The sequence below is a fragment of the Bacillus sp. FSL L8-0528 genome, from assembly GCF_038593085.1.
Lineage (GTDB): Bacteria > Bacillota > Bacilli > Bacillales > Bacillaceae > Bacillus > Bacillus paralicheniformis.
The window spans coordinates 107,501-134,311 of sequence record NZ_CP151961.1 but is presented as its reverse complement, the minus strand read 5'-3'; the positions used below and the strand labels follow the sequence as shown (position 1 = coordinate 134,311).

Below are 26,811 nucleotides of genomic sequence, written 5' to 3'. Positions count from 1 at the left end.
CCTTCTTTAGGATTTTTTATTTATTCAGCCGGAACCATTTCATCAGATGATTGGACTTGCAATACCGGCTTCACTTTACGATAGTTCAGCATACCCGTTCCAGCAGGAACAAGCTTACCGATGATAACATTCTCTTTCAGGCCGAGAAGCTCGTCACGTTTTCCTTTGATCGCTGCATCTGTCAGGACACGTGTTGTTTCCTGGAATGACGCGGCAGACAGGAAGGAATCCGTTTCAAGCGATGCTTTGGTGATACCGAGAAGCACCGGACGGCCAGTTGCAGGGCGTTTGCCTTCAAGCAGAACTTTTTTGTTTGCTTCTGTAAACTGGTGAATATCGAGCAGCGTGCCTGGCAGCACTTCCGTGTCGCCGGCATCGATGACGCGCACTTTGCGAAGCATCTGGCGAACCATAACCTCGACGTGCTTATCTCCGATTTCAACCCCCTGCATACGATAAACCTTCTGCACTTCATGAAGCAGGTATTCTTGGACCGTGGTGATGTCAGTGACTTTCAGAAGCTCTTTCGGATCAACCGAACCTTCTGTCAGCACTTGACCACGAGAAATCTTCTCTCCTTCAGTGACTTTCAAGCGCGCGTTGTAAGGCGCCGTATATGAACGGCTTTCGACTTCGCCCTGAACGACGATTTCCTGCTGTTTATCGCGAACCTCATTGATTTCGGCCACGACACCGTCAATTTCAGAGATCGTCGCTTGACCTTTAGGGTTTCGCGCTTCAAACAATTCCTGGATACGCGGCAAACCTTGTGTAATATCGTCTCCGGCAACCCCGCCCGTATGGAAGGTACGCATCGTTAACTGTGTACCCGGCTCACCAATGGACTGGGCAGCGATGATTCCGACTGCTTCTCCGACTTCGACATCGGTTCCTGTTGCCAGGTTGCGGCCGTAGCATCGTTTACATACACCATGTGACGTATTACATGTAAATGCGGAGCGGATCCACACTTCTTCAATGCCTGCTTCGACAATTTCAATCGCTTTATCTTCGTCGATCAGCTCGTTTTCATTCACGAGCACTTCACCTGTTTCCGGATGTTTAACAGGCTTTCTCGCGAATCGGCCGACAAGACGCTCTTCAAGACGCTCGATCACTTCTGTGCCTTCCGTGATGGCTTTGGCAAGAATGCCTCGGTCTGTGCCGCAGTCAGTCTCACGAATGATGACGTCTTGGGCTACGTCTACGAGACGGCGTGTCAGGTAACCTGAGTCGGCTGTCTTAAGGGCCGTATCCGCAAGACCTTTACGCGCACCGTGAGTAGAGATAAAGTACTCGAGTACCGTTAAACCTTCACGGAAACTTGACTTGATCGGAAGTTCGATGATCCGTCCGGCCGGGTTGGCCATCAGACCGCGCATACCCGCAAGCTGCGTAAAGTTTGATGCGTTACCCCGGGCTCCGGAATCACTCATCATGTAGATCGGGTTGATTTCATCCAAGGATTTCATCAGCTTGCCTTGGATCGTATCCTTAGCTGCACTCCAGATGGAAATGACCCGTTCATAACGCTCTTCTTCAGTAATCAGACCGCGTCTGAACTGCTTCATCACGTTATCGACTTTTCCTTGCGCTTCTTCAAGGATTTCCTGTTTGTCGTCCAATACGACGATATCGGAAACACCGACCGTAATTCCGGCTTTTGTAGAGTATTTAAAGCCGAGGTTTTTCATGCGGTCAAGCATTTTTGATGTTTCTGTAATATGGAACCTTTTGAAGATCTCCGCAATGATTTTACCCAAAATGCCTTTTTTGAACGGCGGGTTGATTTCTTGGTTCTTAATGGCTTCTTTAACATCTGCACCGTAATCCAAGAAGAAACGGTCAGGCGTTTTTTCTTCAATGTTGCTCTTCGTCGGTTCGTTCATGTATGGGAACGACGGCGGAAGAATTTCGTTGAAGATCAGTTTTCCGACAGTTGTAATGAGCAGCTTGGAACGCTGTTCTTCGGTAAACGTTTCATTTTTCAATGAGTTAACCGCGACGGCTACTCTCGTATGCAAATGAACATATCCGTTTTGGTAAGCAAGCAGCGCTTCATCCGTATCTTTGAAAATCATACCTTCGCCGACTGCACCAGGGCGTTCTAGCGTCAGATAGTAGTTTCCAAGTACCATATCCTGAGACGGTGTAACAACCGGTTTTCCGTCTTTAGGGTTCAGGATGTTTTGCGCAGCAAGCATAAGGATGCGCGCCTCAGCTTGCGCTTCTGCTGATAAAGGAACGTGAACCGCCATTTGGTCACCGTCAAAGTCAGCGTTGTATGCCGTACATACAAGCGGATGAAGACGGATGGCACGGCCTTCAACAAGCGTTGGTTCAAACGCTTGAATACCTAATCTGTGAAGCGTAGGTGCACGGTTGAGAAGCACAGGGTGTTCTTTGATAACTGATTCAAGGACATCCCAGACTTCCGGCTGAACGCGCTCAATTTTACGCTTCGCGCTCTTAATATTGTGGGCAAGGCCCTTTTCAACAAGCTCTTTCATGACGAATGGCTTGAACAGTTCCAGCGCCATTTCTTTCGGAAGACCGCATTGATACATTTTCAGGTTCGGACCTACGACGATAACCGAACGTCCTGAGTAGTCAACACGTTTACCGAGAAGGTTTTGACGGAAACGGCCTTGTTTACCTTTCAGCATGTGAGAAAGGGATTTTAACGGTCTGTTTCCTGGACCTGTAACAGGACGTCCTCTGCGTCCGTTATCGATCAATGCGTCCACGGCTTCCTGAAGCATGCGCTTTTCGTTTTGAACGATAATGCTTGGCGCTCCAAGGTCCAGAAGACGTTTTAAACGATTGTTACGGTTGATTACGCGGCGATACAAATCGTTCAGATCGGAAGTTGCAAAACGTCCACCGTCAAGCTGTACCATTGGTCGCAGCTCAGGCGGAATGACCGGAAGAACGTCGAGGATCATCCATGACGGCTTATTTCCGGAATTGCGGAAGGCTTCCAATACTTCCAGACGTTTGATCGCACGTGTGCGGCGCTGTCCTTGTGACGTTTTAAGCTCTTCTTTCAGCATATCCACTTCTTTATCGAGGTCGATATCTTGAAGGAGCTTATGAATCGCTTCAGCACCCATTGACGCTTGGAATTTATTTCCGTATTTATCGAGGTACGCCCGATACTCTTTTTCAGAAAGAAGCTGTTTTTTCTCGAGCGGTGTATTGGCCGGATCTGTTACGACGTAAGAAGCAAAGTAAATGACTTCTTCCAATGCGCGCGGAGACATATCCAGCACAAGACCCATACGGCTCGGAATTCCTTTAAAATACCAGATGTGAGAAACCGGGGCTGCCAGCTCGATATGCCCCATTCTCTCACGACGGACTTTAGCCCGGGTTACTTCAACTCCACAACGGTCGCAGACTACGCCTTTATAACGAACCCGCTTGTACTTTCCGCAGTGGCATTCCCAGTCCTTTTGAGGACCGAAAATGCGCTCGCAGAATAGACCATCTTTTTCAGGTTTCAAAGTACGATAGTTGATTGTTTCAGGCTTTTTCACTTCTCCGTAAGACCATGAACGGATTTTGTCAGGTGAAGCGAGACCGATGTTCATATACTCAAAATTGTTCACATCCAGCAAGGGGCCTACCTCCCTTTTTATCTTCGGGTTATACCCTGTCACTTGCGTATAAAATTCGTTTATTCTTTTGTAACGACATCGCGTTCTGCGTCAGCAGAAACCAACTCTTCGGACTCTTCATCATTCGGCAGAGAAAGCCCTTCGTTTTGTTTCGCGTCTTCGTCGTCTTCCAAGTCTCTCATTTCGATTTCTTCTTCGTCGCTTGATAGAATTTTGACGTCCATACCTAAGCTTTGAAGCTCTTTGATCAATACTTTGAACGATTCCGGAACACCAGGTTCTGGAACATTGTCGCCTTTTACGATGGCTTCATATGTTTTCACACGGCCTACGACATCATCCGATTTAACAGTCAGGATCTCTTGTAGCGTATATGCTGCACCATAAGCTTCAAGCGCCCAAACTTCCATCTCTCCAAAACGCTGTCCGCCGAACTGCGCTTTACCTCCGAGAGGCTGCTGGGTAACGAGTGAGTAAGGACCGGTTGAACGTGCGTGCAATTTGTCGTCAACCATGTGTGCCAGTTTGATCATGTACATGATGCCGACAGAAACCCGGTTGTCAAACGGCTCCCCAGTTCGGCCGTCGTAAAGGACGGTTTTTGCGTCTCTTGACATGCCGGCTTCTTCAAGGGTTTCCCACACATCTTCTTCGCGGGCACCGTCAAATACAGGTGACGCGACATGCAGACCGAGGCGGCGTGCAGCCATACCAAGGTGCAGCTCCAACACCTGCCCGATGTTCATACGCGATGGTACGCCCAGCGGGTTTAACATGATGTCAATCGGCGTTCCGTCAGGCAGATACGGCATATCTTCCTCCGGAAGAATTTTCGAAATAACACCTTTGTTACCGTGGCGTCCGGCCATTTTGTCCCCTTCAGAAATTTTACGCTTCTGAACGATGTAGACGCGGACGAGCTGGTTAACGCCCGGAGGCAGTTCGTCTCCGTCTTCGCGGTTGAACACTTTTACATCAAGGATGATACCGCCGCCTCCGTGAGGTACACGCAGCGACGTATCACGCACTTCACGCGCTTTTTCCCCGAAGATGGCATGAAGCAGGCGTTCTTCCGCCGTAAGCTCTGTAACACCTTTAGGGGTTACTTTACCAACAAGAAGATCTCCGTCTTTTACTTCAGCACCGACACGGATAATTCCGCGTTCATCGAGATTGCGAAGAGCGTCCTCACCGACGTTCGGAATATCGCGAGTGATTTCTTCAGGTCCGAGTTTTGTATCCCGGGCCTCTGATTCGTATTCTTCAATATGAATAGACGTGTATACGTCGTCTTTTACAAGGCGTTCGCTCATGATGATGGCATCCTCATAGTTGTAGCCATCCCATGTCATAAAGCCGACCATGACGTTGCGTCCAAGGGCAAGCTCACCTTTTTCCATGGACGGACCGTCAGCTAAAATTTCACCTTTTTCAACCTCATCACCGACGCTTACGATCGGACGCTGGTTGTAGCAAGTTCCCTGGTTGGAACGGACAAACTTCAGCAGGCTGTATTTATCAAGGTTCCCTTTGACTTTCTGGCCGTCGACTTCTTCATAGCGGCGCACCCAGATGTTCTTCGCTTCCACCCGTTCAACGATTCCAGGGTGGCGGCAAATAACAGCGGCACCGGAGTCTTTCGCAGATACATATTCCATCCCGGTTCCGACGATCGGCGATTCAGGCTGCATAAGAGGTACGGCCTGACGTTGCATGTTCGCTCCCATAAGGGCGCGGTTTGAGTCATCGTTTTCCAAGAAAGGAATACATGCAGTCGCGGCAGAGACAACCTGTTTAGGCGAAACGTCCATATAGTCGACGCGGTCTTTCGGAACAACGGTGTTCTCCCCTCTGAAACGGGCGACGATGCTGTCATCCACAAAAGAACCGTCATCATTCAGGCGTGCGTTTGCCTGGGCAACGACATAGTTGTCTTCTTCATCAGCTGTCAAGTAATCGATTCTCGGCGTTACTTTTCCAGTTTCAGGATCGACGCGGCGATACGGCGTTTCGATGAAGCCGAAACGGTTCACTTTCGCGAATGAAGAAAGCGAGTTGATCAAGCCGATGTTTGGACCCTCAGGGGTTTCAATCGGACACATCCGGCCGTAGTGTGAATAGTGAACGTCACGGACTTCCATTCCGGCGCGCTCACGAGTCAAACCGCCCGGTCCGAGCGCTGACAGACGGCGCTTATGCGTCAGCTCAGCAAGCGGATTCGTCTGATCCATAAACTGAGAAAGCTGCGAGCTTCCGAAAAACTCTTTGATTGATGCGATGACAGGGCGAATATTGATCAGCTGCTGCGGCGTGATCGTGTTTGTATCTTGAATAGACATTCTTTCACGAACAACGCGCTCCATTCTGCTTAAACCAATACGGAATTGGTTTTGCAGAAGCTCTCCCACTGAACGGAGACGGCGGTTTCCTAGATGGTCGATATCGTCGGTATCGCCCACTCCGTGAAGCAGGTTAAAGAAATAGCTGATGGAAGCGATAATATCAGAAGGTGTAATATTCTTAACGCCTTCTTCGATATAAGCATTTCCAATCACATTGATTGTCTGCTCCCCTTCTTGGTCTGTCGGAGCATAGATTTTGATAGACTGAAGCGTTACTTCGTCTTCGACAACTCCGCCGTTCGGATAAAGCTTTTTAAAACCGATTCCGTTTTCAAGGTACGGCAGAACTTTATCAAGCGTTCTTCTGTCTAAAATCGCTCCTTTTTCGGCAAGGATTTCGCCTGTTTCAGGGTCGACTAGCGTTTCAGCAAGCCGCTGATTAAAAAGTCGGTTTTTGATGTGAAGCTTTTTATTAATTTTATAACGTCCTACACTCGCAAGGTCATATCTTTTCGGATCAAAGAACCTTGAATCAAGCAGGCTTTTTGCGTTTTCTACGGTAGGCGGCTCCCCTGGACGAAGACGCTCGTAGATTTCAAGAAGCGCTTTATCGGTGTTTTCCGTATTATCTTTATCAAGCGTATTGCGCAGATACTCGTTTTCACCGATGAGATCAATGATCTCTTGGTCAGATCCGAAGCCAAGAGCACGCAAAAGAACCGTAACCGGCAACTTACGTGTGCGATCGATGCGTACGTAAACAACATCTTTCGCATCAGTCTCGTATTCTAACCATGCGCCACGGTTTGGAATGACAGTCGCGGTAAAACCTTTCTTACCGTTTTTGTCTACTTTACCACTAAAATATACACTTGGAGAACGAACGAGCTGAGATACGATGACCCGTTCTGCACCGTTGATAATGAAGGTTCCAGTGTCTGTCATAATAGGGAAATCGCCCATGAAGACATCCTGATCCTTTACTTCGCCGGTTTCTTTGTTGATTAAGCGGACTTTAACCCGCAGCGGAGCTGAATAGGTCACATCCCGCTCTTTTGATTCTTCTACCGGATACTTAGGCTCGCCCAAGCTGTAGTCGATAAATTCCAGAGAGAGGTTACCAGTGAAATCCTCAATTGGCGATATGTCTTGAAACATCTCTCTAAGACCCTCATCAAGAAACCACTGATAAGAAGAGGTTTGAATTTCAATGAGATTTGGTAATTCTAACACTTCGCTAATGCGTGCATAGCTTCTGCGCTGGCGGTGTCGTCCATACTGAACTAGTTGACCTGTCAACTGATTCACCCCTCAAATCATGCGTAATATATGTGTAACAAGCATTTCTTCCGCAAATATGTAAGAAATACTTTTACAAGACAAAAGAAAAAAGGGTTTCTAATTTAGAAAACCACATCCAAAAACAAAATACCGATTTTATTAGTGTTCCCAATAATGTATATTTTATACAAACCTAGGCGTTTCTTAAAAACGGCAGCAAAATATATACATTGGCATTTTATAATGTTAACATAGCTGAAAATCCGAGTCAAACTTTTTTTGCTTTGATGATATAGTACCCTTTCTTTTTTTGAACGACTTCAACGTCCGCAAAAAGTTCTTTTAATTTTTCAATGGCAGAAGGCCCGCCTTGTTTTTTCTGAATGACGACCCACAGCTCTCCTGAAGGCCGCAAATGTTCAGCGCTTTTTTCAAAGATGGCGTGCACAGTTTTTTTCCCGGCGCGTATGGGGGGATTAGTAATAATAGAAGCGAATTTTTTTGCAGGTTCGACGTTGGCAAACAGATCACTCTGGTAGATCTTTATGTTGTCGATCTGATTATTTAACGCGTTTTCCTTCGAAAGTTCGACAGCTCTTTCATTAACATCGATCATGTGAACCATTCGATCTTCGAAATCCGCAGCAAGCGAAAGACCAATCGGGCCATAGCCGCAGCCTACATCCAAAAAATCACCTTCTGCATCCGGTTCCCGGAAAGCTTCAATCAGCAGCCTTGAGCCAAAGTCCACTTCTCTTTTTGAAAAAACTCCGCTGTCGCTGATAAAAGTAAACGTCCGGTTTCTCAAGCGAAATGCCCACATTGATCTGCTGCTTTTTGCTGAAGGTTTTTCCGAATAATAATGGTCAGTCATCACAGAACCTCCTCAGTTGGTGAACTCTCCAGATATCTTGAAACAAGATGGCTTATCTTATGCGGAAGGGACTACAATTAATTAGCAAAGAAAAAGCCCGCTTTTAAAAGCGAGCTTTCCCCTAAAGATTAGGTGAAGATTACTTAACTTCTACAGAAGCGCCAACTTCTTCAAGTTTAGCTTTAAGCTCTTCAGCTTCTTCTTTCGCAATACCTTCTTTAAGAGGTTTTGGAGTGTTGTCAACAAGTTCTTTAGCTTCTTTCAAGCCAAGACCAGTGATTTCACGAACAACTTTGATAACTTTGATTTTTTGATCTCCTGCACCAGCAAGAACAAGATCAAATTCAGTTTTTTCTTCAGCAGCACCGCCTGCAGCAGCTCCGCCAGCTACAGCTACAGGAGCAGCAGCAGTTACGCCGAATTCTTCTTCGATTGCTTTTACTAAGTCGTTCAGTTCAAGTACAGTTGCTTCTTTAACGGAAGCAATGATTTCTTCGATATTTAAAGCCATTTGTAATTCCTCCATTTTGTTTTATTTTTTAGATACTGATGCTATTAAGCGCCTTGTTCTTCCTTTTGTTCTGCAACAGCTTTAGTTGCAAGAGCAAGATTGCGAACTGGAGCTTGAAGTACGCTAAGCAACATAGAAAGCAAGCCTTCGCGAGATGGAAGTTCAGCAAGAGCTTTCACTTCTTCAACTGTGGACACTTTGCCTTCGATTACGCCCGCTTTGATTTCAAGAGCTTCGTGCTTTTTAGCAAACTCGTTAAGAACTTTAGCTGGAGCGACAACATCTTCAGTGCTGAATGCAATCGCATTCGGTCCTGTTAAGAAATCGTTCAAACCATCAAGTTCAGCTTGTTCAACCGCACGGCGAGTCATCGTGTTTTTGTACACTTTGAACTCAACGTTAGCTTCGCGAAGCTGTTTACGAAGTTCTGTTACTTCAGCTACGTTAAGGCCGCGATAGTCAACGATGATCGTTGATTTACTTTCTTTCAGTTTAGAAGTAATTTCTTCAACAACAACTTTTTTTGTTTCAATTGCGCTGCTCATGGTTACACCTCCTGTAAGATTCATCTGTGTAACACTTATACCGTTCGGTGATCACGTTCTTTAACGACATGTTCCATATAAAAAGCCTCCATTCGACATGGAGGCTGTATATACAAGCATACGTAACGCTAGAGCTGTGATATATATACACCTCGGTAGGAAATTAAGCCTTATCAGCACCTACTGTCTACGGTATAAATGGACATATTTTATTTTTACAACGTTTTGAATTATATCAGAACGTCTTATCAAAAGTCAATATTATTTTACGTTGAAAGTTGAAGGGTCCACTTTGATTCCAGGTCCCATTGTAGATGTAACAGAAACGTTTTTCACGTATACACCTTTAGCAGCAGCAGGCTTCGCTTTCAAAATTGTGTCGTACATTGTCGCGAAGTTCTCTACAAGCTTGCCTTCTTCGAAAGACACTTTTCCGATTGGAACGTGGATGTTTCCTGCTTTATCAACGCGGTATTCAACTTTACCCGCTTTGATTTCGTTGACTGCTTTTTCAACTTCAAATGTAACCGTTCCTGTTTTAGGGTTTGGCATAAGACCTTTTGGTCCAAGCACGCGTCCGATTTTACCGACTTCACCCATCATGTCAGGAGTCGCAACGATCACATCAAAATCAAACCAGCCTTGCTGAATTTTGTTGATGTAATCTGCATCGCCTACGTAGTCTGCACCAGCAGCTTCTGCTTCTTTCGCTTTTTCACCTTTAGCGAAAACAAGAACGCGCTGAGTTTTGCCTGTTCCGTTTGGAAGTACAACTGCACCGCGGATTTGCTGGTCGTTTTTACGAGGGTCAACACCTAAACGAAATGCCGCTTCAACAGTAGCATCGAATTTAGCTGTGTTTGTTTTTTTCACAAGCTCAATCGCTTCGTTTACGTCGTAAGCTTTTGTACGATCTACAAGCTTGGCAGCTTCGACGTATTTTTTACCTTTTTTAGCCATTTTAAAATTTCCTCCTTAGTGGTTTTAGCGGAATAACCTCCCACGAATAAGGGTTGCGAACTTGTCTGATCCAAACTCGCAACCCAGCAAAGAGACAAAAATTAGTCTTCGATCACAATACCCATACTGCGGGCAGTTCCTTCAACCATACGCATAGCCGCTTCAACATCTGCCGCATTTAAGTCAGGCATTTTTGTTTCGGCGATTTCACGTACTTTATCGCGTTTAACGGTTGCGACTTTATTACGGTTAGGCTCACCAGAACCTGACTCAATTCCAGCCGCTTTTTTAAGCAATACAGCAGCAGGCGGAGTTTTTGTGATAAATGTAAATGAACGGTCTTCGTAAACCGAAATTTCTACAGGAATGATCAGACCAGCTTGGTCAGATGTACGAGCGTTAAACTCCTTACAGAATCCCATGATGTTAACACCGGCTTGACCTAACGCAGGACCAACTGGCGGAGCTGGATTCGCTTTTCCAGCAGGAATTTGCAATTTTACAACTTTAACTACTTTTTTAGCCACGAGACACACCTCCTTAAGTCCGTGATGTGGTAATAGGGTGAACCCTCCCACTCAAGGTCTCATTCTTTATATGAATGATGAAAATATCAAGCTAGCTGCCTTGACGTTTTTGCCAAGACGCACCTTTGTATATTACCACTTTTATATAGTGATTTCAAGCGCTTTTCCATTACAATTTGTCAACTTGAGTAAATTCGAGCTCAACCGGGGTCTCTCTTCCGAACATATTAACAAAAACTTTGACTTTATTTTTGTCGTGGTCGATCTCTTCGATCGTCCCTGTGAAATCAGCAAACGGGCCGTCGATAACCTTGACGGTTTCTTTTAATTCAAAGTCGATTTCTGTTTTTCTTTCTTCAAGCCCCATCCGCTTCAGGATTTTTTCCGCTTCGCCCGGAAGCAGTGCAGTCGGCTTTGAACCTGATCCGGCTGAACCGACAAACCCGGTCACACCAGGCGTATTTCGAACAACATACCAGGAATCATCCGTCATGACAAGTTCGACAAGTACATACCCAGGGAATACTTTCTTTTTAACGACTTTTTTCTTGCCGTTTTTAATATCGGTTTCTTCCTCTTCAGGTACAACGACGCGAAATATCTTATCCTGCATCCCCATCGATTCCACCCGTTTTTCCAAATTCGCCTTTACTTTATTTTCATAGCCGGAGTACGTATGAACCACATACCATTTCTTTTCCATTCTCATTCAGGACCCTTTCAGTCCTTCCCTCCCCACACCTTAAAAGTTTTTGGCCGTACCGGGAAACTGACACTTTCTTTTATACGAGCCTCATATTTTGAAACAATGAAAAAACCCGTTAAACGGGTTTTTTGGCAAGTCATATTTAGATCTATTATAACACGTTATGCTTATCATTATTCAACTATTAAACGAATTAATTGCGTAATACCCGAATCGATGAGTGCAAAAAAGATGGCGAAAAAGATAACGGTGGTGATAACAGTGATCGTATAGCGCGTTAGTTCTTTTCCTTTAGGCCAGGTGACCTTTTTCATTTCTTTTCCGACATTCTTTAAAAATTTGATAATACCCATGGTAAGAAACCTCCACAACCTAAAAACAAAAACGCCTATTTTGTTTCCAGATGTACTGTATGTGAATTGCAGTTATTGCAGTATTTCTTTACTTCGAGCCGTTCAGCCAAAGCTGCGGAGCTTTTCATTGTCGTATAATTACGATTTCCGCAATTTTTGCAGGCTAACGTTACTTTTTTCTTCATGTTTACACCTTTTTCTGGACGATCATTTCCTAAGTAACATATCACAGTCATAAAATGACTGTCAATATGCCATAAGCATTGGCTACAAGCTGATTTCGCGGAGCTCCAGGTACTTTTCAAGCTTTCTTTTGACACGCTGGAGCGCATTATCGATCGATTTTACATGGCGGTTTAGTTCTTCGGATATTTCCTGATAGGATCTTCCGTCGAGATAGAGCGCAAGAACTTTTCTTTCTAAATCACTAAGCAATTCTCCCATTTTCAGCTCGATATCATCGAATTCTTCCTGATTGATGATCAGCTCTTCAGGATTCATGACCTTGGCTCCTGAAATCACGTCGAGAAGCGTCCGGTCTGATTCCTCGTCATAAATGGGCTTGTCCAGCGACACATAAGAATTGAGCGGAATATGTTTCTGGCGAGTAGCTGTTTTGATAGCGGTAATAATTTGGCGGGTAATGCATAATTCTGCAAAAGCTTTGAATGAAGTCAGCTTGTCCTCTCTAAAATCACGGATAGATTTGTAGAGTCCAATCATGCCTTCCTGAACGATATCTTCCCGATCAGCCCCGATTAAGAAGTAGGATCTTGCTTTTGCCCTTACAAAATTACGGTACTTTGTAATCAAGTAATCTAACGCATCACTGTCTCCGACATGAACCATTTCAATGACCTGCTCGTCTTCCAACTGGCAAAAACGTTCTTTGCTGAACTGTTCTTTGCTGAATTTTCCCTGGTTGTTTTGTAAGTTCACTCCGATCCCCCCGACCGCACGTAGATAGAAATATTATACAGTAATGGACAAAAAAGCGTCAACCTAATCCAAGTCGCCACGCCGCCATTTTTCGAAGATCTTCAAGACGTCTTCTGACAATGGAATTTTCCCCGCGGGACGTTCTGAGGTGATTTGTTTCACCCTTTTTTCGATTTGCCTTTCGATCGCTTCGACTTCCCTGAGCAGCTCCCTGGCTGATTTGCGCAGGGCCCCTTGGCCGAAAATCGCCCATTGCTCTGTGTAGTCGGATGTGGCAACATGGATTTGCGTCTGAATATTATTCAAGTCTGACACCAGTTTCTCGATCCGTTCATCAGCCGTTTCATTTTCCCTTGTGAATATCACTTCTACGCGATGATTGACCTTCTTTTTCTCGATTCCTTTAACGAGATGCGCATCAAAGACAACGATTACCCGAAACCCAGTATACGATTGATATTCCGCCATCTTCTGTATCAACAGATCCCTTGCTTCTTCAAAACTGTTTTCTTTTAAATCTTTCAACTGAGGCCATGCCCCAATCATGTTATAACCGTCGACCAACAGGATGTCCATTCCGTCTATTCTCCCAGAGGGCTTCGTTTCCGGTACACTTCATACATCAGGAGGCCGGCTGCGACTGAGGCGTTCAGGGACGTGACTTTTCCCGCCATCGGCAGGCGGATGAGAAAATCGCATTTCTCTTTAACAAGCCTTCCCATGCCTTTTCCTTCGCTGCCGATGACAAGCGCAAGCGGCATATTTCCATCGAGCGACCTGTAGTCCTGTTGTCCAGACGCATCGGTACCGACTACCCAAATGCCCCGTTGCTTCATTTCTTCCAGGGTTCGCGACAGGTTGGTCACTTTGACGACCGGAATATGTTCGATGGCTCCTGTCGAAGCTTTGGCGACAGTCGTCGTAAGGCCGACCGCGCGCCTCTTCGGAATGATGATGCCATGAGCCCCTACCGCGTCTGCAGTGCGCATAATAGAGCCCAGATTGTGCGGATCCTCAATTTCGTCTAAAACAAGGATAAACGGCTGTTCATTTCTGTCTTCGGCCTTTTGATAAAGATCATCCAGCTCGGCATACTCGTAAGCCGCGACCTGAGCGACGACGCCTTGATGCTGTCCGGAAACCATTTGATCGAGTTTTTTTCTTGGGACATAATGAATCGTGATGCCTTTTTTGGCGGCGAGTTCAACGACTTGCTGAGCCTGTCCCTTCACTGTGTTTTCCGCCATCCACAGCTTATACAATTCCCGGCCGGACTTTAATGTTTCGATGACCGCGTTTTTTCCTATGACGTAATCATGCTGCTGACTCATTTGACTTCCTCCCTGCCATCCCGTTTTTCCAGCGCTGCTTTGATGAGTTCATTAAGCCTATCTTCCCTGTTCTCAAGAAAAAGATACCCGATGACCGCCTCAAAAGCCGTACTGTAACGATATGTTTGAACATCCGTATTTTTCGGTACCGTTCCGGATTTGGCATTCCGTCCTCTTCTCAGCACAGCCTGTTCTTCCTCGGTGAAAAATTCCTGCTCCTCTAGCGCAAACAGCATGCTTGCCTGCGACTTGGCGGAGACATAGCGCCTCGACTGCCTGTGCAGATCATTGGGCCTTGTCATGCCTTGCTTTAAGAGGTGATGCCTGACGTATACCTCTAACACGGCATCACCCATGTAAGCAAGCGCCAAACCATTCAGCTGTTTGGCGTCTTTAATGGTTTCCAAATTCATGTTTACGATTCTCCTCTTTTCCAGCGCGTACCCTGTGGAGTGTCCTCCAGGATAATGTTCATGCTTTTCAGCTGGTCGCGAATCTGGTCAGATGTTGCAAAGTCACGGTTTCTGCGGGCTTCATTCCGCTTCTCGATCAGTTCTTCAATGTCCTTATCCAAAAGTTCCTGTTCCTTGAGGGAGAAGCCGAGCACTGAGCAGATCTCGTCAAACAGCTGTAGAAATGCCTGAATGACATGTTCTGAAGTATTCTTTTCCTGCAGATAGTAGTTGGCGTGTTTGGCCAGATCAAACAGGACGGAAATTGCATTCGCTGTATTAAAATCATCATCCATTGCCGTTACAAAGGCTTTTCGCTGCTCTTCAATTTTTCCAAGCCATTCTGAATCGCCCTCTGTTAAATTTGTACTGCTTTTCAGGCGATGCTGCAAATTGCTATAAGCCGTTTTTAGACGCCCAAAAGCGTTTTTTGTGTTCTCGAGAAGTTCGACCGAATAGTTGATCGGATGTCTGTAATGAACAGACAGCATGAAAAACCGCAGCACTTGGGGATCATGCTCTTTAATAATGTCATGCACAAGCACAAAGTTCCCGAGCGATTTTGACATTTTCTCATTATCGATATTAATGTAGCCGTTATGAAGCCAATATTTTGCGAAAGGCTTCCCTGTCAATGCTTCCGATTGGGCAATTTCGTTTTCGTGATGCGGGAAGGTCAAATCCTGGCCGCCGGCATGAATGTCGATCGAATCGCCCAAATATTTTTTCGCCATCGCAGAGCACTCGATATGCCAGCCGGGACGGCCTTTTCCCCAAGGGCTATCCCAGGAGATTTCGTTATCTTTCGCCGCTTTCCATAATGCGAAATCGAGCGCATCTTCTTTTTTCTCGCCCACTTGAATCCGGGCGCCTGATCTCAGCTCATCGACCGATTGATGCGACAGCTTTCCATAGCCTTCAAACGATCTTGTTTTATAATAAACATCCCCGTCTGCCTCATAAGCATAGCCCTTATCGATCAGTGTTTGAATAAAATCGATGATTTCATCCATGTTTTCAGTGACGCGCGGATGGCAGTCCGCTTTTGTGCAGCCCAGTGAACCGACATCTTCGAAGTATGCCTTAATAAAGCGTTCGGCGATGACCGGCACTTCCTCTCCAAGCTCATTTGCCGCTTTAATTAATTTGTCATCGACATCTGTAAAATTGGAGACGTATTGGACGTCATAGCCTTTGTACTCCAAATACTTTCTGACCGTGTCATAGACGATCGCCGGCCTAGCGTTTCCGATGTGGATGTAGTTATATACGGTCGGCCCGCACACATACATTTTGACCTTGCCTTCTTCAAGAGGCACAAACGGCTCTTTTTTTCGTGTGAGAGTATTATACAGTGTTAGTGTCACAGCTCATCTTCCCTTTCTTTTCTCCGGAGCTCTTGTTTCAGCTGCCTGATTTCGTTTTCCAATTCTCTGAAGCGGTCAGCCACCGGATCCGGCAAGTCCTGGTGGTTCAAGTCGCGTCTGATTTTCTTTCCGTTTTGTACGACGACGCGGCCCGGGATGCCGACAACGGTGGAGCATTCAGGCACATCATGCAGGACGACGGAGCCGGCGCCGATTTTCGCCCCTCTTCCGATTGTAATGGATCCAAGCACTTTTGCCCCTGTTGAGATCAGGGCATGATCCTCGATTGTCGGATGCCTTTTGCCTTTTTCTTTTCCAGTTCCCCCTAGCGTTACGCCCTGAAAAACCGTGACATTGTTTCCGATCTCACAGGTTTCGCCGATCACAACCCCCATGCCGTGATCGATGAAAAACCTCCTGCCGATCTTGGCGCCCGGGTGAATTTCGATTCCTGTAAAGAAGCGGGCGATTTGAGAGATCGTTCTGGCGATGAAAAACCTTTTTCTTTTATATAAAGCATGTGCAATTCGATGCGCCCATATAGCATGCAAACCTGAATAAGTTAAGATGACTTCAATGTAGCTTCTCGCAGCTGGATCTTGATCAAATACGACGTCTACATCTTCTTTCAGCATTTTAAAGAACACATGATTCCCCCCGTTCCCCGCTTCCTTTGTCTCTATTATCAAACCATATAAAAAAACGCCTCTGTCTAATGACAGAGACGCTTTTTGACGCGCGGTTCCACTCTGTTTAGAAAACAGCACAGCTGTTTTCTCAACTCTCATCCATAACGGCGGATACCGCCTTTGAATACTTGTGTAAAAACGTTCTTCAAAGGTCTCAAGAGGTGCATTTCTAAAGCCCGGCGCTTAAGTCTTTTCCAGCCGATGAAGACTCTCTCTTTAAAGGCCCTGGCTTTATACTTATCCCTGTCAACGATTTATCTTATTGAATAATGTTATTCAGCCGTTTTAAAACGGTGTCTTTCCCCAATAATTCAATGGACTGAGGCAGTTCAGGACCGTGGGTTTGGCCTGTCGTCGCTACGCGGATCGGCATAAACAGCTTTTTCCCTTTATGTCCTGTTTCTTTTTGAACGGCTTTGATGGATGCCTTGATCTCATCTGCCGTAAACGAGTCAAGCTGCTCAAGCTTTTCGGCAAATACGCGAAGCACTTCCGGAACCTGCTCTTCTTCTAAAACTGTTCTTGCTTCACGATTATACTGGATATCGTCTTTAAAGAACAACTCTGTTAACTCGACGATTTCAGCGCCGTAGCTTAACTGTTCCTGATATAGAGAAATCAGCTTGCGAACCCATTCCTGTTCGCTGCCTGTCAGCTCTTCTGAAACCTTGCCCGCTTTTTGCAAATGCGGAACGGTCAATTCGATCACCTGATCAAGATCAAGTTTTTTCACATACTGGTTGTTGACCCATTTCAGTTTATGCGTATCAAACACCGCTGGTGATTTTGACAAACGGTGTACATCAAATATCTCAATAAACTGTTCCTTTGTAAACAGTTCTTCTTCTCCGACCGGCGACCAGCCGAGAAGAGTGATGAAGTTAAACAATGCTTCCGGCAAATAGCCGAGCTCTTCGTACTGTTCGATAAACTGAATGATGGACTCATCCCGTTTGCTCAGTTTTTTGCGGTTTTCATTGACGATTAATGTCATATGTCCAAATTCCGGGATTCCCCAGCCAAGGGCGTTGTAAATCATGATCTGCTTCGGCGTATTGGAAATGTGGTCTTCGCCGCGCAGGACATGCGTCATTTTCATTAAATAGTCATCGACAGCTACGGCAAAGTTGTAAGTAGGCGTTCCGTCTTTCTTCACGATAACAAAGTCGCCGATGCCGTCTGTTTCAAAAGAAATTTCTCCTTTGACGATGTCATTGAAGCTGATGACTTCTCCTTGAGGGACTCTAAAGCGGATGCTTGGCTGTCTTCCTTCAGCTTCGAGTTTTTCCTGCTCTTCTTTAGTTAAATTGCGGCACTTGCCTGAGTAGCGCGGCATTTCTCCGCGGGCAGCCTGTTCCTCGCGCTCTTTCTCAAGCTCTTCTTCCGTGCAGTAACATTTGTAGGCAAGCCCTTTTTCAAGAAGCTCCTCGTAATATGTTTTGTAAATGTCGTTTCTTTCGGATTGGCGGTATGGTCCGTATTCTCCGCCGACATCCACGCTTTCATCCCAGTCGATGCCCAGCCATTTTAAATAGTTCAGCTGGCTTTGCTCTCCGCCTTCAATGTTGCGCTTCCGGTCCGTATCTTCAATGCGGATGATGAATTTTCCGCCTTGGCTCCGGGCAAACAAATAATTAAAGAGAGCGGTTCTGGCGTTTCCGATATGTAAATGGCCTGTTGGGCTCGGCGCATAACGAACCCGAACTTCGTTTCCCATCTGTCTAACTTCCTTTCGTCTCTAGCAGAGTTCAAATTTATTTCCTATTCTATCATCAAATGAACCTGTCTTCAAAATGAATTATGCCTTTTGGAGCAGAACGGAAGCCTGAGCGGCAATTCCTTCGGCTCTTCCCGTAAATCCGAGCTTTTCGGTTGTAGTCGCTTTTACGTTAATTTGGGACATTTCCGCCTCAAGCCCTTCGGCGATTCTGGCTCTCATGTCTTCGATATACGGCGCCATTTTAGGCTTTTGGGCGATGATTGTACAATCCAGGTTCCCGAGCGTATAGCCTTTTTCCTTCACAATCATCCATACGTGACGAAGGAGTTTGAAGGAGTCGGCATCTTTGAATTCAGGGTCGGTATCCGGAAAGTGTTTTCCGATATCGCCCTCGCCGACGGCGCCGAGACATGCATCCGCAATCGTGTGCAAAAGCACATCGGCATCCGAATGTCCGAGCAGGCCTTTTTCGTAAGGAATCGTAATACCCCCGATAATGAGCGGCCTGCCTTCCACTAGTTGATGGACGTCAAATCCTTGGCCTATTCTAAACATGTTCATTCCTCTTTTCCGCTTCTAATATCGCTTCTGCGACAAGCAAGTCATCCGGGGTCGTCAGCTTGATGTTTTGATAATCCCCTTGAATGATTGCAACCGTACCTCCGGCTTCCTCGACCAGACTGGCGTCGTCCGTACCGAGGAAACCTTTTGCTTCAGCCTCAAGGTGAGCATTCATCAGAATAGAAAGACGAAAAGCTTGTGGGGTTTGAGCGGCCCACAAGCTTGAACGTTCAATCGTTCCGGCTACTTCACCGTCTTGAACGCGTTTGATCGTGTCTTTAACAGGAACGGCAACGATGGCAGCCCCTGTTTCCTTCGCTTTCTCGACAAGCTGTTCGATATATTCCCGTTTAATAAAGGGTCTTGCTCCGTCATGGACGAGGACCGTTTCCTCTTTGCCGGCCGCTTTAATGCCCGCAAATACGCTTTGCTGGCGTTCTCTTCCGCCCGGCACCATCTCGATCGGAGTTGTAAAATGATAGGTTTTTAAAAGGGTGCTGAATTCACCGAATTCCTGTTCATTGATGACAAGAATGATCCTTTTGCAGGCATCATGGTTTTCAAACACCTTTAATGTATGAACAATCACAGGTATTCCTTTCGCCTCGATAAACAGTTTGTTTTTCCCGGCATTCATTCGTTTACCTTGTCCGGCGGCAGGAATGACGACTTCGTAATTCATTTTATTTCTCCCTTTTTCAAAGCGCCTTTTCCAGCAGTTTCGGCTTGGCGAATATCATTCTGCCTGCCGCTGTCTGCAGCACGCTGGTCACGAGCACGTCGATATGTTTGCCGATATAATTTCGCCCTTCTTCCACGACAATCATCGTGCCGTCGTCCAGATAAGCCACGCCCTGATTATGTTCTTTCCCGTCTTTGATGACCTGCACCTTCATTTCTTCTCCCGGAAGCACGACAGGTTTGACGGCGTTGGCAAGGTCGTTGATGTTCAATACGGCAACCTTTTGGAGCTCGCATACTTTGTTCAAATTGAAATCGTTGGTAACGACAACGCCTGAGGTCAATTTCGCCAGTTTGACAAGCTTGCTGTCGACCTCTTGAATATCTTCAAAATCGCCTTCATAAATTTCAACTTTGATATCGAGCTCTTTCTGGATCCGATTTAAAATATCCAGTCCTCTCCGTCCTCTGTTTCGTTTGAGGACGTCAGAAGAGTCGGCGATATGCTGCAGCTCCTCAAGCACAAACTGAGGAATCACAATGACGCCTTCAAGAAATCCGGTCTGACAAATATCAGCAATTCTCCCATCTATAATAACACTTGTGTCTAAAATTTTCAGCTTTTTGTCTTCTTCAGGACGCTCTTCCTCAGCAGAACCTTTTTTCTTTCTCGATGTGAAAAGTGTCAGCATTTCATCCTTTTTCTTGAAACCTACACGGAATCCGAGATAGCCGAGAAATGCGGCCAACACAATCGGAATGACCGTGCTGATCAACTGATAAGGGATGTCTTTTAACGGAATGACGTTGACGATAAGATAAGCGAGCATAAGTCCGAAGATTAATCCCAAAGAGCCGAACAATAAATCTGAGACAGGTGCTTTGATCAAGGAATCCTCAATTTGTTTCACCCAGTTGATGACATGATCCGCACACCAGATGCCCAGAAGAAAAAAGATGATAGCTCCTAAACAAGCGGACGCATACGGGTTTGTTACTAAAGGTATGTCCTGTACATTTAACAGTACAAACAATTCCGGTATGAGAAAAATACCGATAACGCCTCCCAAAATCGCAAAGAACGCTTGAACTATTCGTTTCAACATACCTTCACCTCCTTTAAAATAATCGTTTTAATTTTTATGAATGCAGCTGTTTCAAGCGGAAAAAGGGAAAACAAAAAGTAAGAATAATATACCCATAAATTGCAATTTTTAATCACTTTTAGAAAATTTTCTCACAGCTGCCTGTCAGTATAATGTTTCTCCTGAAGTCTCTTTAACCCTTTCTTTATCTTTTGGGCACGGACAGCCCCAATTCCTTCCACTTCATCCAATTCTTTCACATCCGCTTCGATAATGAGCTTTAAATGGCCGAATGCTTCGACAACATTTTCTACGATCGGCATCGGGAGACGGGGGATTTTGTGAAGGAGCCTGTAGCCTCTCGGGAAAACGTATTCCTCCATATTCGTAGTTGCTGAATAGCCTAAAAGCTTAAGGAGAATCGAGTCATCCAGCAATTCGAAACTCGACATATCCTGAAGCTGCTTCAGCAGGACAAACGGGTCTTTGATTTTTTCTTTCACATAATCTTTAACGAACAGCGCCGCTTCCTGCTCCATATCGGTGATCAGTTCGCTAACCTGGAGCCTGATGAGATGGCCTTCTGTTCCAAGCTCTTTAATATACATATTAATTTCATTTTTGATTCTGAGCACCATTTCATATCGATGCAGAACAGAAATGACATCCCCAAATGTCACAAGCTCTTCAAACTCCAGCGCATTCAAATTGGAAATCGCATGGTCCAAAATGAGTTTGTATTTTTCGAGTGTCTGAATCGCCTGATTGGCTTTTGTTAAGATAAAGCCGATATCTTTGAGTATATATTTCATATTTTCCTGATAGAGCGTAATCACATTCCGCCTTTCAGAAATCGCAATGATCAGACAGCCGGTCTGCTTGGCCACACGCTCGGCCGTTCTGTGCCTCATGCCCGTCTCAGAGGATGGTATCGTCGCCTCAGGCATAAGCTGCGTATTGGCATATAGAATTTTCTGTCCTGAATCGCTGAGAATAATCGCCCCGTCCATTTTAGCCAGCTCATACAGATGAGCCGGAGAGAAAGAAGAATTAATGTGGAACCCTCCGTCAACCACTTCTTTCACTTTATCATTGAAGCCGACTACGATTAATCCGCCTGTTTTGGCGCGAAGGACGTTTTCGATTCCCTCGCGAAGAGGTGTACCGGGGGCGACAAACTGCAATATTTCTGAAAGATCCTGTTTCGCTCCTTTTTTGTCTTTTTCCATATATTATGATCCTCCTAATGAAGCTCGAAGGGCCTCAGCTACATTTTCAACGCCGACGACTTCAATTCCTTTCGGCTTTGTCCATCCTTCCACATTTGCAGAAGGAATAATCATTCTTTTAAAACCAAGCTTCGCCGCTTCCTGCACCCTCTGTTCTATCCTTGATACTCTGCGGACTTCCCCTGTCAAGCCGACTTCTCCGATAAAACAATCCGTCGGATGAGGCGGGGTGTCTCTGAAGCTTGAGGCGATGCTCACCGCAACGGCGAGGTCGATCGCCGGCTCGTCCAGCTTGACGCCGCCGGCGACTTTTAAATAGGCGTCTTGATTTTGCAGCAGCAGCCCAACCCTTTTTTCTAAAACCGCCATCAGCAATGAGACGCGGTTATGATCAATTCCGGTTGCCATCCTGCGCGGATTTCCAAAACTCGTGGGGGAAATCAGCGCCTGAATCTCTACTAAGACCGGCCTCGTGCCTTCCATTGAAGCCACGACACTCGAGCCGGCTGCTCCCGCCGAGCGCTCTTCGAGAAAGATTTCCGACGGATTCAGCACTTCTGTCAGGCCCTCTTCCCTCATTTCAAAGATTCCCATTTCATTCGTTGATCCAAACCGGTTTTTGACGGCTCTTAAAATCCGAAATGTATGATGCCGCTCACCTTCAAAGTAAAGGACGGTGTCGACCATATGTTCCAGAAGTCTCGGTCCGGCAATCGAACCTTCTTTTGTGACATGCCCGACGATAAATATCGGAATCCCTTTTGTTTTTGCAATTCTCATCAGCTCAGCGGTGCATTCCCTGACCTGGGACACGCTGCCCGGAGCGGATGTAATATCACTTTGGTAAACGGTTTGTATCGAATCAACCACCACGAATGATGGATTCATCTCTTCTATAGAAGACGTAATATACTCCATATCGGTTTCAGATAAAACGTGAAGAGTGGGACTGTTGATGCCTAGACGGTCTGCTCTCAGCTTTGTCTGCTTGACCGATTCTTCACCTGAGATGTACAGGACATTTTCTTTTGAATCAGCGAGCTGGGCAGATACTTGAAGCAGCAAGGTTGATTTCCCGATGCCGGGATCGCCTCCGATTAAAACGAGTGAACCTTTGACAATACCGTTTCCCAAGACGCGGTTGAATTCGCCCAGTTTCGTTTTAATTCGCGGCTCTTCTGTTGTTTCGATTGAAGTGAGAGGTGAAGGCTTTTGCACCGTTTGAACGGAATGTGAAAAAGCGGTTCTTCTGTTGGCGGCGGGTTTTTTTATTGTTTCTTCCACCATGGTATTCCATGTGCCGCATCCGGGGCACTTCCCCATCCACTTGGCGGATTCGTAACCGCATGAGTGACAAATGAATTTAGTCTTTGTTTTAGCCATTGATTTTTCAAAACGCTCCCTTTATAAGAAAGTGAGGCATACTGATGAACATCGTATGCCTCTTTCTTTTGTCTCTATATTAGTTCGTTTTAGCTTCGGTTTTTACGACAAATTCTCCGTCTTCTACATCCAAAACAATATGCTGGCCTTTTTCAATATGGCCTTTCAGGAGCTCTTCAGACAGCCGGTCCTCCACATGTTTTTGGATTGCTCTTCTGAGAGGGCGCGCCCCGTATTCGAGATCCACGCCTTCATCGGCTATTTTTTCTTTAGCCGCTTCAGTCAGCTCAATTGATAGATCCTGTTCTTTCAGACGCTTAGTCAATTGTTCTGACATGAGGGATACAATATCTTTCAAATGTTTTTTCTCCAAAGAGTGGAAGACAATAATCTCATCAATCCGGTTGATAAATTCAGGTCTGAAGGCGCGTTTTAATTCGCCCATGACTTTGTCTTTCATATCTTTATAATTCTGGGTTTCATCCTGCACATTAAACCCGACGTATTTATTTCTTCTCAGTTCGCTCGCACCGACGTTTGATGTCATGATCAAAATCGTATTTCTAAAGTCGACTGTGCGCCCTTTTGAATCAGTCAGGCGGCCGTCTTCAAGCACTTGCAGCAAAATATTGAAGACATCAGGGTGTGCTTTTTCGATTTCGTCAAGCAAGACGACGGAATACGGTTTTCTTCTCACTTTTTCAGTGAGCTGTCCGCCTTCATCATAGCCGACATATCCCGGAGGGGAACCGACGAGTCTTGATGTTGAATGTTTTTCCATGTACTCGGACATATCGATGCGAATCATGGCTTCTTCATCGCCGAAAATGGACTCGGCAAGTGCACGGGCAAGCTCCGTTTTCCCTACGCCTGTAGGGCCGAGGAAAATAAACGAACCGATAGGACGTTTTGGATCTTTTAAGCCGGCACGCGCGCGTCTGACTGCTTTGGCAACCGCAACGACAGCCTCATCTTGGCCGATAACGCGGGAATGAAGAATGCTCTCCATGTTCAGTAATTTGTCTGTTTCAGTCTGCGCAATTTTCGAAACCGGCACGCCGGTCCAGCTTGAAACAACCATTGCAATATCGTCGACTGTCACTTCGGAATTTTCTTGTCCCTGCTTTTCTTTCCAGGTTTTCTTGGTTTCTTCGACCTGTTCACGCAGGCGCTGCTCCGTATCCCGTAATGACGCTGCTTTTTCGAATTCCTGGCTTTGGACAGCGGCATCTTTTTCTTTCCTTACCTCATCAAGCTTTTGTTCAAGCTCTTTTAAGTTAGGAGGCGTTGTAAATGAACGCAGGCGAACCTTTGAACCGGCTTCATCGATTAAGTCGATCGCCTTGTCAGGCAGAAAACGGTCCGAAATATAACGGTCTGACAGCTTCACAGCCGCTTCGATCGCTTCATCCGTAATCGATACGCGGTGGTGGGCTTCATAGCGGTCTCTGAGACCTCTCAATATTTGAATGCTCTCTTCAGGAGACGGCTGGTCAACCTGAATCGGCTGAAAACGCCGTTCGAGTGCAGCATCTTTTTCAATGTATTTGCGGTATTCATCAAGGGTTGTCGCTCCGATGCATTGCAGCTCTCCGCGCGCCAGCGACGGTTTAAGGATATTGGAGGCATCGATGGCGCCTTCCGCTCCCCCGGCTCCGATGAGAGTATGCAGCTCATCGATAAAGAGGATGATATTTCCCGCTTGACGAATTTCGTCCATCACTTTTTTCAGGCGGTCTTCAAATTCACCGCGGTATTTCGTACCGGCTACAACCGTTCCCATATCAAGCGTCATAACTCGCTTATCGCGGAGAATCTCCGGTACTTCGTTATTGATGATCTGCTGAGCCAGGCCTTCGGCAATTGCTGTCTTACCGACACCGGGCTCCCCGATTAACACAGGGTTGTTTTTCGTTCTGCGGCTCAGCACTTCAATTACGCGCTGAATTTCTTTGCTTCTGCCGATTACGGGGTCAAGGCTGTCTTCTTTTGCAATCGCCGTGAGATCCCTGGCAAGACTGTCTAAGGTTGGTGTGTTGGCATTGCTATTGGCGCCTGAAGCAGCGCCACCGCTCTCATTGCTGCCCAACAGCTGCAATACTTGCTGTCTCGCTTTGTTTAAGCTGACGCCTAAATTATTCAGCACCCTTGCCGCAACACCTTCCCCTTCTCGGATCAAGCCGAGGAGGATGTGTTCAGTTCCAACGTAAGAGTGACCAAGCTTTCTTGCTTCATCCATCGCCAGTTCAGTCACTTTTTTGGCTCTCGGTGTGTAATGGATCGATTGTGACATCTCTTGCCCTCGGCCGATGAGGCTTTCAACTTCTTTTTGAATCTTGTCAGGGCTGAGTCCTAATGCCTGCAGCGCCTTTGCAGCAATCCCTTCTCCCTCGCGGACAAGGCCGAGGAGAATATGTTCTGTTCCAATGTTATTATGGCCCAGACGCAGAGCTTCTTCTTGAGCAAGCGCCAATACTTTTTGTGCTCTTTCGGTGAATCTTCCAAACATCATATCGTTTCATCCTCCTGTCTATTGCCGTTGTTTTCTAATTTCAGACGCTCCCTGATAAGAGCAGCCCGCCTGATGTCCCTCTCGTTTGGTCTTAAGACTCCTCCTGAATATTGCTGGAGAAATCCAGGCTGCGTGAGGATCATCAACTCATTAAGTATATTGCTGGAAAGACCTTTTATTATCCCCAGGTCAATTCCAAGACGAACGTCTGAAAGACATCTTGCTGTTTCTTTCGATTCGATCATCCGGCAATTGGACAGTACGCCGTAAGATCTGTAGACGCGGTCTTCAAGCTCGATTTGCGAAGTCTGATAAAGCGCCTTTCTTGCTGAACGCTCTTGTTCGATCAACTGAGCAACGACGCTGTTCAGATCTTCGACAATGTCGTGTTCCGATTTACCGAGGGTAATTTGGTTGGAAATTTGAAAGATATTCCCTAATGCTTCGCTGCCTTCACCGTAAATTCCTCTAACAACAAGGCCCAATTGATTAATTGCCGGAATAATTCTGTTTATTTGCCTAGTTAACACTAAAGCAGGAAGGTGCATCATGACAGAAGCTCTAAGCCCGGTTCCGACATTTGTAGGACAGCTGGTCAAGTAGCCTCTTTGTTCTGAAAAAGCATAGTCAATCCGTTCTTCAATCCAATCGTCCACCTGATTTGCTGCTTTCAATGCTTCTGAAAGCTGAAATCCCGGGAACAGACATTGAATTCGAATATGATCTTCCTCATTCAGCATAATACTCACTTCTTCATTTTCAGAAAGAAGGCATGCGCCAAAGGAAGCTTCCGTCAAATGCGGACTGATCAGATGTTTTTCTACAAGAACCCTTTTTTCCAATGGCTGCACCTGTTCCATTTTCACAAGCTCAAATTTCCCGATACCGGGCACTTCATAGCCTGTGAATTGTTCTTCAAACAATGTAATAATCGCTGAAGCCTCTTCATTTGAAAAAAGCGTTGGAAAACGAACGTTATCCAAATTGCGAGCAAGACGGATCCGGCTGCTAAGCACGATGTCACTTTCAGGGCCTTCCTGCCGCATCCAATTGCTTAAAGCATTCTGAATAAAATGCTGCAGTGACATCAGTCCTCCTCCTCCTTGTTTGCATTCAGGTTTTGTTCAAGCGACCTGATCTGGT

The 26,811-nt window shown here is 46.0% G+C and carries 25 protein-coding genes and 2 other annotated features (1 of these 27 running past the window's edge); all 25 genes read right to left on the bottom strand.

The window, feature by feature from the left end; translation table 11 throughout:
* Nucleotides 1-20 precede the first annotated feature (20 nt).
* On the bottom strand, nt 21-3,620 hold the full coding sequence (gene rpoC, locus MHI30_RS00705; protein ID WP_003178311.1) for a DNA-directed RNA polymerase subunit beta': 3,600 nt from the start codon (nt 3,618-3,620) through the stop codon (nt 21-23).
* 59 nt (nt 3,621-3,679) lie between these two features.
* Nucleotides 3,680-7,261, bottom strand: coding sequence for a DNA-directed RNA polymerase subunit beta (gene rpoB, locus MHI30_RS00700; RefSeq protein ID WP_011197480.1), 3,582 nt, complete (start codon nt 7,259-7,261; stop codon nt 3,680-3,682).
* 250 nt (nt 7,262-7,511) lie between these two features.
* A complete protein-coding gene (locus tag MHI30_RS00695; RefSeq protein WP_003178307.1) occupies nt 7,512-8,117 on the bottom strand; it encodes a class I SAM-dependent methyltransferase in 606 nt (201 codons plus the stop codon).
* Between the two features lie 139 nt (nt 8,118-8,256).
* Nucleotides 8,257-8,628, bottom strand: a complete 372-nt coding sequence (gene rplL, locus MHI30_RS00690) for a 50S ribosomal protein L7/L12 (protein ID WP_003178305.1) — start codon at nt 8,626-8,628, stop codon at nt 8,257-8,259.
* 44 nt (nt 8,629-8,672) lie between these two features.
* A complete protein-coding gene (gene rplJ / locus MHI30_RS00685; RefSeq protein ID WP_003178304.1) occupies nt 8,673-9,173 on the bottom strand; it encodes a 50S ribosomal protein L10 in 501 nt (166 codons plus the stop codon).
* A gap of 69 nt (nt 9,174-9,242) precedes the next feature.
* Nucleotides 9,243-9,384 (bottom strand) — a sequence feature (ribosomal protein L10 leader region).
* Between the two features lie 50 nt (nt 9,385-9,434).
* The gene (gene rplA / locus MHI30_RS00680) at nt 9,435-10,133 is read right to left on the bottom strand and encodes a 50S ribosomal protein L1 (RefSeq protein WP_003178302.1); all 699 of its coding nucleotides are present in this window, start codon (nt 10,131-10,133) and stop codon (nt 9,435-9,437) included.
* 101 nt (nt 10,134-10,234) lie between these two features.
* The gene (gene rplK / locus MHI30_RS00675) at nt 10,235-10,660 is read right to left on the bottom strand and encodes a 50S ribosomal protein L11 (RefSeq protein ID WP_003178300.1); all 426 of its coding nucleotides are present in this window, start codon (nt 10,658-10,660) and stop codon (nt 10,235-10,237) included.
* Nucleotides 10,661-10,829: 169 nt separating this feature from the next.
* Nucleotides 10,830-11,363: a transcription termination/antitermination protein NusG gene (gene nusG / locus MHI30_RS00670; RefSeq protein ID WP_003178298.1), complete on the bottom strand. Its 534-nt coding sequence runs from the start codon at nt 11,361-11,363 to the stop codon at nt 10,830-10,832.
* A gap of 176 nt (nt 11,364-11,539) precedes the next feature.
* Nucleotides 11,540-11,719: a preprotein translocase subunit SecE gene (gene secE, locus MHI30_RS00665; protein ID WP_003178291.1), complete on the bottom strand. Its 180-nt coding sequence runs from the start codon at nt 11,717-11,719 to the stop codon at nt 11,540-11,542.
* 35 nt (nt 11,720-11,754) lie between these two features.
* Nucleotides 11,755-11,904 carry a 50S ribosomal protein L33 gene (rpmG, locus tag MHI30_RS00660; RefSeq protein ID WP_003178289.1) on the bottom strand — a complete coding sequence of 50 codons (150 nt, stop codon included), beginning with the start codon at nt 11,902-11,904 and terminating at the stop codon, nt 11,755-11,757.
* 82 nt (nt 11,905-11,986) lie between these two features.
* Nucleotides 11,987-12,658 carry an RNA polymerase sporulation sigma factor SigH gene (gene sigH / locus MHI30_RS00655; protein ID WP_003178288.1) on the bottom strand — a complete coding sequence of 224 codons (672 nt, stop codon included), beginning with the start codon at nt 12,656-12,658 and terminating at the stop codon, nt 11,987-11,989.
* A 63-nt stretch (nt 12,659-12,721) separates the two neighbouring features.
* Nucleotides 12,722-13,234 (bottom strand): ribosome-dependent mRNA decay endonuclease Rae1/YacP, encoded by a 513-nt coding sequence (gene rae1, locus MHI30_RS00650; protein WP_075752554.1) that lies wholly within the window; start codon nt 13,232-13,234, stop codon nt 12,722-12,724.
* A 5-nt stretch (nt 13,235-13,239) separates the two neighbouring features.
* Complete coding sequence (gene rlmB / locus MHI30_RS00645; RefSeq protein ID WP_075752556.1) at nt 13,240-13,989, bottom strand: 23S rRNA (guanosine(2251)-2'-O)-methyltransferase RlmB; 750 nt, start codon at nt 13,987-13,989, stop codon at nt 13,240-13,242.
* A complete protein-coding gene (locus MHI30_RS00640; RefSeq protein ID WP_003178284.1) occupies nt 13,986-14,402 on the bottom strand; it encodes a Mini-ribonuclease 3 in 417 nt (138 codons plus the stop codon). Before MHI30_RS00640 ends, rlmB begins: the two co-directional genes overlap by 4 nt.
* A gap of 2 nt (nt 14,403-14,404) precedes the next feature.
* Nucleotides 14,405-15,808 (bottom strand): cysteine--tRNA ligase, encoded by a 1,404-nt coding sequence (gene cysS, locus MHI30_RS00635; protein ID WP_075752558.1) that lies wholly within the window; start codon nt 15,806-15,808, stop codon nt 14,405-14,407.
* Complete coding sequence (gene cysE, locus MHI30_RS00630; protein WP_020449844.1) at nt 15,805-16,455, bottom strand: serine O-acetyltransferase; 651 nt, start codon at nt 16,453-16,455, stop codon at nt 15,805-15,807. Before cysE ends, cysS begins: the two co-directional genes overlap by 4 nt.
* Before the next feature lie 70 nt (nt 16,456-16,525).
* Nucleotides 16,526-16,756: a binding site (T-box leader), on the bottom strand.
* The gene (gene gltX / locus MHI30_RS00625; protein ID WP_075752560.1) at nt 16,757-18,214 is read right to left on the bottom strand and encodes a glutamate--tRNA ligase; all 1,458 of its coding nucleotides are present in this window, start codon (nt 18,212-18,214) and stop codon (nt 16,757-16,759) included.
* Nucleotides 18,215-18,295: 81 nt separating this feature from the next.
* On the bottom strand, nt 18,296-18,772 hold the full coding sequence (gene ispF / locus MHI30_RS00620; RefSeq protein WP_075752562.1) for a 2-C-methyl-D-erythritol 2,4-cyclodiphosphate synthase: 477 nt from the start codon (nt 18,770-18,772) through the stop codon (nt 18,296-18,298).
* Complete coding sequence (gene ispD, locus MHI30_RS00615) at nt 18,765-19,460, bottom strand: 2-C-methyl-D-erythritol 4-phosphate cytidylyltransferase (protein WP_075752564.1); 696 nt, start codon at nt 19,458-19,460, stop codon at nt 18,765-18,767. The genes ispF and ispD overlap by 8 nt, the downstream gene beginning before the upstream one ends.
* Nucleotides 19,461-19,476: 16 nt before the next feature.
* Nucleotides 19,477-20,565, bottom strand: coding sequence for a PIN/TRAM domain-containing protein (locus MHI30_RS00610; protein ID WP_009330350.1), 1,089 nt, complete (start codon nt 20,563-20,565; stop codon nt 19,477-19,479).
* Nucleotides 20,566-20,696: 131 nt separating this feature from the next.
* Entirely contained in the window at nt 20,697-21,773 is a 1,077-nt protein-coding gene (gene disA, locus MHI30_RS00605; RefSeq protein ID WP_020449840.1) for a DNA integrity scanning diadenylate cyclase DisA, read from the bottom strand.
* Between the two features lie 3 nt (nt 21,774-21,776).
* Nucleotides 21,777-23,156 carry a DNA repair protein RadA gene (gene radA, locus MHI30_RS00600; RefSeq protein WP_020449839.1) on the bottom strand — a complete coding sequence of 460 codons (1,380 nt, stop codon included), beginning with the start codon at nt 23,154-23,156 and terminating at the stop codon, nt 21,777-21,779.
* Between the two features lie 79 nt (nt 23,157-23,235).
* The gene (gene clpC / locus MHI30_RS00595) at nt 23,236-25,668 is read right to left on the bottom strand and encodes an ATP-dependent protease ATP-binding subunit ClpC (protein WP_075752568.1); all 2,433 of its coding nucleotides are present in this window, start codon (nt 25,666-25,668) and stop codon (nt 23,236-23,238) included.
* A complete protein-coding gene (locus MHI30_RS00590; protein ID WP_075752570.1) occupies nt 25,665-26,756 on the bottom strand; it encodes a protein arginine kinase in 1,092 nt (363 codons plus the stop codon). Before MHI30_RS00590 ends, clpC begins: the two co-directional genes overlap by 4 nt.
* Nucleotides 26,756-26,811, bottom strand: the 3' end of a protein-coding gene (locus MHI30_RS00585) for a UvrB/UvrC motif-containing protein (RefSeq protein ID WP_075752572.1). It continues 499 nt past the right edge of the window; only the last 56 of its 555 coding nucleotides appear in the window; its start codon lies beyond the right edge, outside the window — the gene reads right to left on this strand; it ends in the stop codon at nt 26,756-26,758. The genes MHI30_RS00590 and MHI30_RS00585 overlap by 1 nt, the downstream gene beginning before the upstream one ends.